The 14,070-nt window shown below is 46.4% G+C and carries 11 protein-coding genes, 1 tRNA gene and 1 other annotated feature (1 of these 13 running past the window's edge); of the genes, 3 read left to right on the top strand and 9 right to left on the bottom strand.

The window, feature by feature from the left end; all coding sequences use genetic code 11:
- Positions 1-82 (bottom strand) — a binding site (T-box leader); it reaches 169 nt to the left of the window's first position.
- A 117-nt stretch (positions 83-199) separates the two neighbouring features.
- From G5B12_RS07855 to G5B12_RS07830, 6 genes are all read right to left on the bottom strand, one after another.
- Positions 200-1,564, bottom strand: coding sequence for a PFL family protein (locus G5B12_RS07855; RefSeq protein WP_118062476.1), 1,365 nt, complete (start codon positions 1,562-1,564; stop codon positions 200-202).
- A gap of 120 nt (positions 1,565-1,684) precedes the next feature.
- Positions 1,685-1,957, bottom strand: a complete 273-nt coding sequence (locus tag G5B12_RS07850) for an ACT domain-containing protein (protein WP_021977683.1) — start codon at positions 1,955-1,957, stop codon at positions 1,685-1,687.
- 13 nt (positions 1,958-1,970) lie between these two features.
- A complete protein-coding gene (locus tag G5B12_RS07845) occupies positions 1,971-2,768 on the bottom strand; it encodes an MBL fold metallo-hydrolase (protein ID WP_021977684.1) in 798 nt (265 codons plus the stop codon).
- Positions 2,755-3,354 carry a dephospho-CoA kinase gene (coaE, locus tag G5B12_RS07840; protein ID WP_174088017.1) on the bottom strand — a complete coding sequence of 200 codons (600 nt, stop codon included), beginning with the start codon at positions 3,352-3,354 and terminating at the stop codon, positions 2,755-2,757. Before coaE ends, G5B12_RS07845 begins: the two co-directional genes overlap by 14 nt.
- Positions 3,355-5,994 carry a DNA polymerase I gene (gene polA, locus G5B12_RS07835; RefSeq protein ID WP_021977686.1) on the bottom strand — a complete coding sequence of 880 codons (2,640 nt, stop codon included), beginning with the start codon at positions 5,992-5,994 and terminating at the stop codon, positions 3,355-3,357.
- Between the two features lie 2 nt (positions 5,995-5,996).
- Entirely contained in the window at positions 5,997-6,344 is a 348-nt protein-coding gene (locus G5B12_RS07830) for an anti-sigma factor family protein (protein ID WP_021977687.1), read from the bottom strand.
- A gap of 261 nt (positions 6,345-6,605) precedes the next feature.
- Here G5B12_RS07830 and G5B12_RS07825 point away from each other — a divergent pair, with 261 nt between their 5' ends.
- Entirely contained in the window at positions 6,606-7,475 is an 870-nt protein-coding gene (locus G5B12_RS07825) for a DegV family protein (RefSeq protein ID WP_021977688.1), read from the top strand.
- Positions 7,476-7,535: 60 nt separating this feature from the next.
- Here G5B12_RS07825 and ftsH read toward each other — a convergent pair whose 3' ends face one another.
- On the bottom strand, positions 7,536-9,413 hold the full coding sequence (gene ftsH, locus G5B12_RS07820) for an ATP-dependent zinc metalloprotease FtsH (protein WP_021977689.1): 1,878 nt from the start codon (positions 9,411-9,413) through the stop codon (positions 7,536-7,538).
- A 221-nt stretch (positions 9,414-9,634) separates the two neighbouring features.
- Here ftsH and G5B12_RS07815 point away from each other — a divergent pair.
- Positions 9,635-9,716: transfer RNA gene (locus tag G5B12_RS07815), tRNA-Leu, on the top strand.
- Positions 9,717-9,793: 77 nt separating this feature from the next.
- Entirely contained in the window at positions 9,794-11,170 is a 1,377-nt protein-coding gene (locus tag G5B12_RS07810; protein WP_174088016.1) for an MATE family efflux transporter, read from the top strand.
- Between the two features lie 118 nt (positions 11,171-11,288).
- Here the strand turns inward: G5B12_RS07810 and G5B12_RS07805 are convergent, their stop codons facing one another.
- Complete coding sequence (locus tag G5B12_RS07805; RefSeq protein WP_021977691.1) at positions 11,289-12,578, bottom strand: diaminopimelate decarboxylase; 1,290 nt, start codon at positions 12,576-12,578, stop codon at positions 11,289-11,291.
- 51 nt (positions 12,579-12,629) lie between these two features.
- Entirely contained in the window at positions 12,630-14,066 is a 1,437-nt protein-coding gene (gene pyk, locus G5B12_RS07800) for a pyruvate kinase (protein WP_021977692.1), read from the bottom strand.
- Positions 14,067-14,070 lie beyond the last annotated feature (4 nt).

Below are 14,070 nucleotides of genomic sequence, written 5' to 3'. Positions count from 1 at the left end.
TCTGGTTCCCTGCGGATTCCCACCATCACCGCTCTCTGCGAAGCTTCCTGAAATGTTTACTTCTCTTTCTCACTGGTTTGTTTTTTAAGTTGTGTTTACTTTAGCACATCAACGTGAGTCTGTCAACCCCGAAATGAAATTAATTTCAGAAATTCTGTGCATCGCGAAACGTGTTGCCGGTCATAAAGTAAACAGTACCTTAGTTCTTAAAGCTGTGGATCGGTGCCGGGATTCTTCCACCTCTCTGTACAAACGCATCGCAGGAGAAGGAATTTACCGGCATGATCGGTGCATAGCCAAGAAGTCCGCCAAACTCAACAGTTTCGCCTACGCCTTTGCCAATTACCGGGATCAGACGTACTGCAGTTGTCTTCTGGTTTACCATACCGATGGCAGACTCATCTGCAATGATACCTGCCAGTGTGGTAGCTTTGGTATCTCCCGGAACTGCGATCATATCCAGGCCGACCGAGCATACGCAGGTCATGGCTTCCAGTTTTTCAAGAGTAAGAGCTCCTTCGTTTACCGCATCGATCATTCCCTGATCCTCACTGACCGGAATAAAGGCACCGCTTAAGCCTCCTACAGCTGCTGCTGCCATAACACCGCCTTTTTTCACCTGGTCATTAAGAAGGGCAAGTGCTGCAGTTGTTCCCGGTGCGCCGGCTCTCTCAAGACCGATCTCCTCCAGGATCTCCGCTACGGAATCACCGATGGCCGGTGTCGGTGCAAGAGAAAGATCCACAATACCAAACGGCACATCCAGACGTCTGGATGCCTCACGTGCAACCAGCTGTCCAACTCGTGTTACCTTAAATGCGGTACGTTTGATCATCTCGCAAAGTGTTCCGAAATCCTCTCCACGAACCTGCTCCAGGGCTTTTTTTACAACGCCAGGGCCGCTGACACCTACATTGATGATGCAGTCTGCCTCTGTAACACCGTGGAAAGCGCCTGCCATAAACGGGTTGTCATCCGGTGCGTTGCAGAACACTACAAGTTTGGCACAGCCAAGGGAATCCTGCTCTTTGGTTGCCTCTGCGGTTGCAAGGACGATCTCGCCCATCAGTTTTACGGCATCCATGTTAATACCGGTCTTGGTGGAACCAACGTTTACAGAACTGCAGACACGCTCTGTCTCTGCCATTGCCTGCGGGATGGAGCGGATGAGAAGTTCCTCTGCCGGAGTCATTCCCTTGCTTACCAGTGCGGAATATCCGCCGATAAAGTTCACTCCAACTTCCTTGGCACATTTATCCAGTGTTCTTGCGATGGTCACAAAATCCTCCGGTTTCTTACATGCAGCCCCGCCAACCAGAGCAATGGGTGTTACGGAAATTCGTTTATTTACAACCGGGATCCCGTACTCGGTTGCAATCTCATCACCGGTAGCTACCAGGTTTCTGGCTTTTGTGGTGATCTTCTCATATATTTTCTGATTCAGTGCATCCAGGTCAGGATCGATACAGTCTAAAAGGCTGATACCCATGGTAATGGTACGCACATCCAGATTCTCCTGTTCGATCATTTTATTTGTCTCGTTTACCTCAAAAATATTGATCATTTTATTTTCTCCCTGATGATTGATGGTCAAGCGGATATTCGCAATCCGCTTCGCTACTTGCTCATAGCCCATAAACTGCTTCACAGTTTATAGGTTAAATAACGGTATACCGTTATTTTATTATACTCGATGCATCATGTTAAAAATATCTTCATGCTGGCAGTGGATCACAACGCCGATCTCTTTGCCAAGATTTTCCAGCTCTTTTGCAAGTGTGCCGCCATCTTTTTCACATTTTGCTGTGTCTGCGATCATCATCATGTTGAAGTACCCCTGAACGATGGTCTGAGAAATATCCAGAATGTTAACCTGATTCTCTGCAAGGTATGTACAAACCTTTGCGATAATTCCTACTGTGTCATTTCCTACTACTGTGATAATTGTCTTCTTCATCGTTTTTTCCTTTCTACACTGTGATTATTTCTGATATGTGATCCCTCTTCGCTACCTGGATCTTAAAATCCCTGGAACGATACGGGTTGTCACCAAGCGTTACCTCCGAGCAAACAGTCTCATAGGCAAGTTCTTCGTAGTTGTTTTCCCGGCTTAAATGGCCGAGAAAAACAGCTTTCAGATTATCATGGAGAATCCGGCAAAGCAGGCGGCCTGCATTCTCGTTGGAAAGATGGCCTCTGTCTCCCAGGATTCTCTGTTTCAGATAATAAGGGTATTTTCCAACCTGGAGCATGCGGATGTCGTGGTTGGCTTCCAGAAGCACCGCATCCAGATTCTCCAGATTTTTTACAATGTAATCATTATATTTTCCAAGGTCTGTGGCAATGCCCACAGAATGTTCTCCGCATTCCAGGCGGTAACCTACCGGCTGTGCCGCATCATGGGAAATGGTAAAAGGATTTACTGTCAGGTCTTTGATCTCAAAAGGTTCGTCTTCCCGGATCTCGTGGATCAGTCCCTCCGGCATTTTTCCAAGGGATTTCATCCGAAGCATGGCGTCTGCAGTCCCGCCTGTGGCGTAAATGGGAATTCCGTATTTTCTGGAGATCACTCCCAGGCCCTTGATATGGTCGGAATGTTCATGGGTGATCAGGATTCCGTCCACATCTTTTCCGGTAAGGTCAAGGGTATTCAGGCCTTTCTCGATATTTTTCCCGCTGATCCCCACATCTACCAGGACATGCGCCTCCTCAGAACCCACATAAATACAGTTGCCGCTGCTTCCGCTGGCAATACTACAAAGTCTCATTTCTCTCTATCCCTTCTCTGATCTGTCTCCGGGTATCTGAAAGATCTCCGTTGTTTTCGATCACATAATCCGTGTGTTCTCTGAAAACCTGATCAGATACCTGGTTTCGGATAATGCCAAGAGATTTCTCTCTGGAATAGCCGCGGCTTTCCATCAGGCGCTGGATCCGGATCTCTTCTTCTGTATACACATACCAGACTTCATCACAGAATTCTTGATAATTTTCTTCCAGAAAAAGAGCAGCCTCCACAACGCAGATTCCTCTTCCCGCTTCCTTCTGTTCTCCAAGAAGACGGAGGATTCTCTGTTTTACGGCCGGATGAATGATCCCGTTTAATTTCAAAAGCATATCCTTATCTGTGAATACTACATCAGAAATCCTTCTCCGGTCAATAGTTTTATCTTTTTTTATGATTTCTTTTCCAAACAATGCGATCACCGCATCGTAACATTCTTCTCCCGGTTCCATCAAAATATGGCCAAGCTGGTCTGCCTGAATCACATATGCCTGAAACTCTTTTTCCAGGATTCCAAGTACTGTACTTTTTCCGGCGCCTACTCCGCCGGTTACTCCGATCACTCTCATTTATTTCGCCTCATACCAGCTGTCGCCCTGGTGCATATCCACTTCAAGTTCCACTGCAAGATCTGCGGCTCCCTTCATCTCTTCTTCCAGAATGCGGGAAACGATCTCGATTTCTTCCTTCTTTGTCTCGATCAAAAGCTCATCGTGTACCTGAAGCACCAGTCTTGAGTGCAGGCCTTCTTTTTTCATCCGTTCATAAACATGGTTCATGGCGATCTTGATGATGTCCGCCGCAGTACCCTGGATCGGGGAATTCATGGCCACACGTTCTCCGAAAGAACGCTGCATGAAATTGCTGGATTTCAGTTCCGGCACAGGTCTTCGTCTGCCAAACATGGTAGTCACATAACCATGTTCCCTGCCTTCTTTTACCAGGCCATCCAGAAATCCCTTGATCTTCGGATAGGTTTCAAAATATTTTTCGATGTAGGCAGCTGCCTCTTTTCTGGTAATACTTAAATCCTGGCTCAATCCAAAGGAACTGATGCCGTAAACAATTCCAAAGTTTACCGCCTTGGCATTTCGTCTCTGAAGAGGTGTCACCTCGTCCAGCGGTACATGGAACACCTGGGATGCGGTAAGGCGGTGGATATCCTCTGCCTCACGGTAAGCCTGGATCAGTTTTTCATCGCCGGACATATGGGCCAGTACACGAAGTTCAATCTGAGAATAATCCGCATCCAGAAATACAAATCCTTCCTCCGGCACAAAAACCTTGCGGATCAGCCTTCCCAGTTCCATACGTACCGGAATGTTCTGAAGATTTGGGTCCGTGCTGCTGATACGTCCGGTTGCCGTGATTGTCTGATTGAAAGTGGAGTGAATTCGTCCGTCTTTTCCGATCACATTTCCAAGACCATCTGCATAAGTGGATTTCAGCTTGGTCAGCTGACGGTACTCCAGAATATCTTTTACAATAGCATGATCCGCTGCCAGTTTATCCAGGATATCCGCTGCGGTGGAGTAACCCGTCTTGGTTTTCTTTCCACCGGGAAGTCCCAGTTTTTCAAAAAGAATCACACCCAGCTGTTTCGGGGAATTGATGTTAAATTCCTCCCCTGCTTCCTGCCAGATGGTTTTTTCCAGCTCCTGGATGCGGACTTTCAGCTTTTCGCCATAACTTTTAAGTTCTTCACCTTTAACGGAAATTCCCCATTTTTCCATGGAATCCAGAGTAAAGACAAGAGGAAGCTCGATCTCATCGTAAACTTTACGCATGCCTGTTTCGTCCAGTTTTTCAAGAAGAACGCCACGGGCCATACATGGAACAAAAGCCTGATAACAGGCATAATTTCCAAGGCATTCCATTTCTTCTTCCCAGGCTTTTTTCAGGGAAGTTTTTCCAAGAAGATCTTCTTTTGCCGGGAGCATCATGCCATCCAGATATTCTCTGGCAATATCGTCATAGGTATAGGAAGATTTCAGCGGATTCAGAAGGTACGCCGCAACCCCTGTGTCAAAAACTTTTTCCGGTTCTTCCAGCGGAACATGTTTGAGAACTGCCTTGATGTCCATGGCACAGAGCACTGTACTATCCGCCAGGGCTTTCAGCTTTCCACAAAGGTAATCCCCGGTAAGAAGTCCTCCCACCGGAATCTGATAGATTTCTTTTTCATCCAGGACCAGTCCTACGGCATACACCTGATCCGGGTCTGCAAGAACGGAAATACCCACCTGCTCTTTCCTCGCTGCTTTTTCAAACAGGGCCTCCACCCCTGAAAGATCATTACAGGTAAAAAATTCCAGTTCCATGGAGGAATCTGCTGCCGTAACCGGATCAAAACGGTTCAGCATGTTTTTAAATTCCAGTCGTTTGCACAGTTCATAGGCTTCCGGAGTATAGGGATTCTCCACTTTCGCCTTTTCGTAGGAGAATTCCAGCGGACTGTCTGTATTGATGGTCGCAAGTTCTTTGGAAAGCTGTGCCATATCGTAATGTTCACGGAGAGATTCTTTCGCCTTATTGGGCTTCACTTCTTCCAGATGCTCATGGGCATTCTCAATGGAACCGAACTGCACGATCATCTTGGTTGCGGTTTTTTCTCCAACGCCTGGAATTCCCGGAATATTATCGGAACTGTCACCCATCAGAGCTTTCAGTTCTATGATCTGCGGCGGCGTTACCTGATATTTTTCGAGCACTTCCGCAGTATGATAATTCTCAATGGTAGTCTTGCCCCGGACGGTCTTCGGAAGTCGAATCAGAACCTTATCCGTGGCAAGCTGAAGAAGATCCCGGTCTCCGGAAAGAATGGTGACATCCATGCCTTTCGCTTCACTTCTTCTTGCAACTGTGCCAAGAAGGTCATCTGCCTCATATCCTTCCAACGACATGATGTTGATCCCCATGGCAGCAAGCATCTCTTTGATCAGCGGAACCTGTTCCCGAAGTTCCTCCGGCATGGGTTTTCGGGTTCCTTTATAAGCTTCGTAACGCTTATGCCGGAACGTAGGTGCACTCAGGTCAAAGGCAACGGTAAGGTACTCCGGCTTCTCTTCTTCCATAATTCTGAACATAATATTCAGAAATCCATATACTGCTCCTGTATGGCGTCCCTCTGCATTGGTAAGATCCGGCAGGCCATAAAATGCCCTGTTCAAAATACTATGTCCATCGATCAGTAATATTTTTTCACTCAAAATTAAATTCCCTCCTTCAGTTCCAGGATCACAAAAAAGAGAAAAACCACCAGTACAGCAATCAATGCACAAAACGCAATCGCCACAACTGCTCTGTGGAATTTCTTTCTGCGGATATATCTTCTTGACTTCCGGATATCTTCTTCCAGAAGTTCTTTAAAATCCAAAACCGTATCCTCCTGTTTCTCATCCAGCTGCTGCATGGCTTTATGCACAATAAAATACGTAGCAAGCTCGTCGTAACAGGAAGAACAATTCTCAATATGCTCCAGAAAATCCTCCAGATCATTCAATGGCAACGTATGATTGATGTATTTATTCACCATTCCCTCTGCAATACGACAATTCATAAATTCCTCTCTTTCAGCACAACGGACATCGATCTTCCGTTTCTCTCAATTACGTAAAGCAGATATTCCTATTCCACTTTACTGCATGTTCATGAACGCAATATTCAGCACTTTGCGTTCAAACGTTTCCCAGAATGTTATCATTATAGCTAATTAAACAGTGAATGACAAGGGCAGTTTCCTGTGATATACTTGAGATATCCCGGTCAGAAAACAAGAACACCGACCGAATATGCAAATCCAGCAAGGAGGACCATCACTATGAAATCTATTGCAATCGTTACAGACAGCAACTGCGGTATATCTCCATCCCAGGCAAAAGACCTTGGCATCTACATGCTTCCAATGCCATTTTTTATAGATGAAAAAGAATATCTTGAAGATATCGACATGAACCAGGCCGAGTTCTTCCAGTATCTTGAGCAGCACCCCGAATGTCACGTATCCACCTCGCAGCCCACTCCCGAATCCGTAACTACACTGTGGGACAGCCTGCTCAAAGACTATGACGAGATCGTACATATTCCCATGTCCAGCGGTCTCTCCAGTTCCATGCAGACCGCCCGCATGCTGGCGGAGGACTATGATGGCCATGTACGCGTTGTAAACAACCAGAGAATCTCCGGAACCTTACGCTATTCCGCCATAGAAGCCATCCAGCAGGCCAAAAACGGCCTCTCTGCCGATGAAATCGGAACCTGGCTGGAAGAAACCCGCTTCGATTCCAGCATTTATATCACTGTAGCAACCCTGAAATACCTGAAACAGGGTGGACGCATCACCCCTGCTGCTGCAGCTATCGGAACCCTGCTCCGCCTGAAACCGGTTCTTCAGATCCAGGGCGAAAAACTGGACGCCTTCTCCAAAGCCCGCACCATGAACCAGGCCAAAAACACTATGACCAAAGCCATCAAAGATGATATCGCAAACCGCTTCGGAGAAAAGATCAACCTGGATGTCATCCACTCCCACAACCTGGAAGCAGCCCAGGAATTCCGAAAAGAAGTTCTCGCCACCTTCCCGGACATCGGTGAGATCAATATCTTCCCTCTGTCATTAAGCGTCTCCTGCCACATCGGCCCGGGAAGCCTGGCTCTCACCTGTTCTAAGGTACATCCGGAAATCTGGTAAACAATCTGAACAATTTATATTTTTACAGCAAAAGCGGAGCCCCAGGGCCCCGCTTTCTTCTTACTGTCTTGTTTCATTTTCCTGAATTTCTTCAATCTCATCCGGTTTTTCATTCAGAATCTTCATAAACTCCTCACCAGTAATTGTTTCATGCTCATACAGATACTTGGCAATCTCATGAAGCTTTCCGATATTATCCGTCAGGATCTTCGTAGCCTTCTCATGCTCCCGTCTCACAAGCTCCACAACCTTCTTATCCAGAAGCGTCTGCGTCTCAAAAGAACAAGTCAGGCTGGCATCTCCTCCAAGATACTGGTTGCTTACATTTTCCATGGCAACCATATCAAAATCATCACTCATACCATACCGACTGATCATCGCCCTGGCAATCTTGGTCGCCTGCTCAATATCATTGGATGCACCAGTGGTAATGGAATGGAAAATCAACTCCTCTGCTGCACGGCCACCTGTAAAAGTAGCGATCTTATTCTCAAGTTCTTCCTTGGACATCAGGAAATGTTCCTGCTCATCTACCTGCATGGTATAACCCAGCGCACCGGAAGTACGCGGAATGATCGTAATCTTATGGACCGGTGCAGAATCTGTCTGCTTGGCAGCAACCAGTGCATGTCCAACCTCATGATAGGAAACGATCAGTTTCTCCTTGTTGGAAAGCACACGGTTCTTCTTCTGGTATCCGGCAATAACAACCTCAATACTCTCTTCAAAATCCGCCTGTGTGGCAAATTTCCGTCCGTCACGGACTGCACGGAGAGCCGCCTCATTGACAATGTTGGCAAGTTCCGCACCGGAAGCACCAACTGCAGCCTTGGCGATCTCGTCAAAACGAACACTATCTGCAATCTTGATCTTCTTGGCATGAACTTTCAGGATTTCCTCACGTCCCTGCAGATCCGGAAGCTCAACCGGAATTCTTCTGTCAAAACGTCCCGGTCGAAGAAGTGCCGGGTCAAGGGAATCCGGTCTGTTGGTAGCCGCCAGGATCACAACACCCTTGGAGCCGTCAAAACCGTCCATCTCTGTCAGAAGCTGGTTCAGTGTCTGCTCACGCTCATCGTTTCCGCCGCCCATTCCGGAGCCGTCACGTTTCTTACCGATGGTATCAATCTCATCAATAAATACAATACATGGTGCTTTCTCATTGGCCTGTTTAAAAAGATCTCGAACCTTGGCAGCACCCATACCAACAAACATCTCCACAAATTCCGAACCGGAAATGGAGAAAAACGGAACCTCTGCCTCGCCGGCAACAGCCTTGGCAAGAAGAGTTTTACCGGTTCCAGGAGGGCCCACAAGCAGGGCACCTTTTGGCATGGAAGCACCGATCTCTTTGTATTTCGCCGGGTTATGGAGGAAATCCACAATCTCCGTCAGAAGCTCCTTGGCTTCATCCTCGCCTGCCACGTCTGTAAATTTAATTCCTGTGGAGGACTTTACATAAACCTTGGCATTACTTTTACCAAAGGACATCATGCCTCCAGGGCCACCATTGCCCATGGAACTCATCATCTTCTTGCTGAGCCAGCGTCCCAGCAGAACAAAAATGGCAATCGGAAATACATATCCCAGGATCAGGGACAAAAGCAGGGACTGCCTCTGAGGTGCAGTACCCTCAATGCTTACACCTGCATCATAAAGATGGGATACAAGATCCTGATCATCTACCGATACGGTCTTACAATAGACATCATTTCCATCTACTTTCATCGTATAGTAAATGTAATCAGAATCAATGGTTGCCTCATATACTTTTCCTCCGTCTACGGCTTTCAGAAAGGTGGTGTAATCGGTTTCCTTTACACTTCGCTCAGAAAGGGCAGGAAGAGCAAAAACATTCAGCAGAATAATAATTACGACCGCGATGATGTAATATACATACAACGGCCGCTTCTCTGGTTTTTTGGAATTCAGATTCATGCAGTCTCCTCCGTTATCTTATAGTATATTGCTATATCCACAGTGCTATATCAGGTGGTACAGCCTTGTAGCACACTCTACCACTTTTTTCAGTCAATTTCAAGGAGCCAGCCTCCGATTTCATAAACTTTTTAGAATTGAAAATATTTCCAAATAATCCCTTTATTCTGAAAAAATCCTTGCAAACCAACTGGTGCTGTGCTATTATAATAAACGGTTATGCCGCTGTGGCGGAATTGGCAGACGCACTTGACTCAAAATCAAGCGGAGCAATCCGTGCCGGTTCGAGTCCGGCCAGCGGCATTCGCATAAAAGACCTGACGGAGAGATTTGTCAGGTCTTTATTATATGATACAAAAAAATCACGAAAGGAACAAAAAATGGAAAAAGACAAAAGCTTTTTAGGAACCAAGCCTGTCGGAAAGCTGCTTCTGCAGCTTGCACTTCCCACAGTTGCTGCACAGCTCATCAATATGCTCTACAATATCGTCGATCGTATCTATATTGGTCATATTCCCGGAGAGGGTGCTCTTGCCCTTACCGGTGTAGGTGTCTGTATGCCGCTTATTATGGTCGTATCTGCCTTTGCTGCTCTTGTCGGAAACGGAGGTGCTCCCAGAGCCAGCATCTTTATGGGTAAAAATGACACCTCAAAAGCTGAACAGACTCTCGGAAACTGCTTCACCATGCAGATCATCATCTCCCTGATCTTGACTGTTATCCTGTTTCTCGGAAACCGCAGCTTTCTCCTTGCCTTCGGCGCCAGCGCAAATACCATCGACTATGCAGTGGGCTACATGAATATCTATGCAGTGGGAACCATCTTTGTACAGCTGACCCTTGGCATGAATAATTTCATCACAGCCCAGGGATTCGCAAAAACAGGAATGCTCTCCGTACTGATCGGTGCAGTCTCCAATATTATTCTGGATCCAGTTTTTATTTTCGGATTCCACATGGGTGTCCGCGGTGCTGCTCTGGCAACAGTGATCTCCCAGGCATTTTCCTGCATCTGGGTCCTCTCATTCCTCTTTGGAAAAAAGACCTTCCTGAAGCTTCGGAAAAGCACCATGAAACTGAAAGCCGATATCATTCTGCCCTGTATGGCTCTTGGCTCTTCTCTCTTTGTCATGCAGCTCAGTGAAAGCATTATCTCTGTCTGCTACAACTCCTCACTCTTAAAATACGGCGGGGATGTTGCCGTAGGAGCCATGACCATCCTCACCAGCGTCATGCAGTTTGCCATGCTTCCTCTTCAGGGACTTGGTCAGGGTGCACAGCCTATCATCAGCTACAACTATGGTGCACGTAACGAAAAGCGTGTACGTTCTACATTTAAGCTTCTTGTAAAAACAAGTGTTTCTTATTCCGTGATCCTGTGGCTGATCATTATGATCTTCCCGCAGATCTTTGCCGGAATGTTTACTTCGGACAGTACATTACTTGCTTTCACAAAGACAGCTCTCCGGATCTATATGGCAGTTGTGTTTATCTTTGGTATCCAGATTGCCTGCCAGATGACCTTTATCTCCCTTGGCAGAGCCAAGGATTCCATCATTGTGGCTATTGTCCGGAAATTTGTCCTGGTCATCCCGCTGATCTATATCCTGCCCAATATTTTTCGTGCTGATCAAACAAATGCAGTTTATATGGCTGAGCCGGTTGCAGATATCCTGGCTGTTACCTTCACTGCCATCCTGTTTTTCTTTGAGTTTAAAAAAGCTCTGGCAGAAATTTCCGACAGCAAGACGCAGTAACCCTGCATTTGACCCTGCCAGCGATCTTACAGTTCTTACCAGACGCTTAAATATAAAACAGCCTTCCTGCATCATTACCAAGATGCATGGAAGGCTATTTCTATATCTTTCTGCTATTTTATTTCAGTTCGTCTTCATCCTGAAGAAGTTTTTCAAAAACAGGGAAGCAGTCAAATGTTGCAAAATAATCTCTTGGTGTCTCGGCACGGCGGATCATCTCAAAGCTGCCATCCTCATGAAGAAGGATCTCTGCAGATTTCAGTTTACCATTGTAGTTATAGCCCATTGCAAAACCATGAGCGCCTGCATCGTGGATCACAAGGAGATCTCCCATGTCGATCTTCGGAAGCATACGGTCAATGGCAAATTTATCATTGTTCTCACAAAGGGAACCTGTCACATCATATTTATGGTCACATGGCTCGTTCTCTTTTCCCATAACGGTAATGTGATGGTAAGCACCATACATAGCCGGACGCATCAGGTTTACCGCACAGGCATCTACACCGATGTACTCCTTATGTGTATGTTTTTCGTGGATGGCTTTTGTAACAAGACAGCCATACGGTCCCATCATGAAACGGCCAAGCTCTGTGTAGATCGCAACATCACCCATTCCTTCCGGAACAAGAACTTCCTCGTAAACCTTGCGGACACCCTCACCGATCACGCGGATGTCATTTGGCTCCTGATCCGGTTTGTAAGGAATTCCGATACCGCCTGAAAGGTTGATAAATTTAATATGTGCGCCAGTCTCTTTCTGAAGCTTTACGGCAAGCTCAAACATAACTTTTGCAAGCATCGGATAGTAGTCGTTGGTTACGGTGTTGCTGGCAAGGAATGCATGGATTCCAAATTCTTTGGCACCTTTGGATTTCAGGATGCGGAATGCATCAAAAATCTGCTCGGTAGTCATTCCGTATTTTGCATCTCCAGGATTATCCATGATACCGTTGCTGATCTTGAATACTCCGCCTGGATTATAACGGCAGCTGATCACTTCCGGAATTCTTCCGAGAGCTCTCTCTACGCTCTCAATATGTGTGATATCATCAAGATTGATGATTCCACCGATCTCATCTGCATATTTGAACTCTTTCTCCGGTGTATCGTTGGAGGAGAACATGATATCGCCCTTCTTGCAGCCCACTGCTTTTGCCATCATAAGCTCTGTGGCGGAGGAGCAGTCACAGCCGCAGCCATACTCCTGAAGAATGTTGATCAGATAAGGGTTCGGTGTTGCTTTTACTGCAAAAAATTCCTTGAATCCTTTGTTCCAGGCGAAAGCCTCTTTCAGAGCTTTTGCATTCTCACGGATTCCCTTCTCATCATAAAGATGGAAAGGTGTCGGATATTTTTCGGTAATCTCGTTGAGTTTCTCAAGTGTCACAAATGGTACTTTTTTCATAATAACTGTATCTCCTGTTTTCCGACCGCTGTTCCTTAAGAACCCCCGGTCTTATTCTGCCTCGATCACGTGCATCATATTTGTCACTGCACCATGACCGTTTGTCATGTTGGTCGCAGGGTCTCCTGCTGTAAATACAACAAGGTCTCCTTTATGGATCAGATGACGGCTGCGGACAACATTCATAGCCTGAGACATGATATGGTCCGTGGTATCTCTCTGATATCCTTTCAGAGGTGTTACACCCCAGATCAGCTGAAGTTTGTGCTGGATGGTTGAGTTCGGTGTAATGGCATAGATCGGAACCTTCGGGCGGAAATTGGAAATCAGTCTGGCTGTATTTCCACTCATGGTCGGTGTCACGATAGCATTTGCCTTCAGATTCTTCGCAGTGCGGACTGTTGCAAGTGCAACTGCGCTGGAGATCTTCTCTCTTCCATCCATGGAGCGGTGCTCAATAAATACCTTATAATCCAGATGCGGCTCTGTCATCTCTGCGATCTCTGCCATCATCTGAAGGGCATCAACCGGATATTTACCAGCTGCTGTCTCACCGGAAAGCATGATCGCATCGGTTCCATCGTAGATCGCATTGGCAACGTCCGCTACCTCCGCACGTGTCGGACGCGGATTACGGATCATGGAATCCAGCATCTGTGTTGCTGTGATAACCGGTGTATAATGTTCATTGCATTTACGGATGATCTCTTTCTGGATGTGCGGCACCTGGCTTGCAGGAATCTCCACGCCAAGATCTCCTCTGGCAACCATGATACCATCCGATGCTTCAATGATGGAATCAATGTTCTCAACACCTTCTGCATTCTCAATCTTCGCAATAATACCGATGTCCTTTCCACCGTTATCATTCAGAAGTTTACGGATCTCACGGATCACCTCTGCGGAACGGACGAAAGATGCCGCAATGAAATCAAATTTCTGCTCGATACCAAAAAGGATATCGTTCTTATCCTGCTCTGTGATACCCGGAAGATTTACTTTTACGTAAGGAACATTTACGCCTTTTTTCTCTCCCAGCTCACCACCGTTTAAGATATCACAGATGATATCGGTTCCTTTGATCGCCTTAACTTCCAGCTCGATCAGACCATCATCAATAAGAATCTTGTTTCCCGGTTTCACGTCTTTATAAAGTGTCTCATATGTGATGGCAACTTTTTTGTCATCACCTTCAAAATCACCGATTCCAAGTACAAACTGGTTTCCTGACTCCAGTTTTACCTTCTGTCCGTCCTTTAAAAGTCTGGTACGGATCTCCGGTCCCTTTGTATCAAGAAGCATCGCGATCGGCATATCCAGCTCCTCACGAAGCTCTTTGATCATGTCCACACGGCCCTTCTGCTCCTCGTGGTCTCCGTGAGAAAAGTTGAATCTGGCAATATCCATTCCATTCTCCATAAGAGCTTTCAGAGTTTCCCTGTTGTTGCTGGCAGGTCCAAGTGTACAGATAATCTTTGTTCTTTTCATAATT

Origin of the sequence: Blautia sp. MSK.20.85 (assembly GCF_013317245.1) — a bacterium.
GTDB lineage: Bacteria > Bacillota > Clostridia > Lachnospirales > Lachnospiraceae > Blautia_A.
Note: the sequence above shows the minus strand (reverse complement) of the source record. Positions and strands in the feature narration are given on the sequence as shown.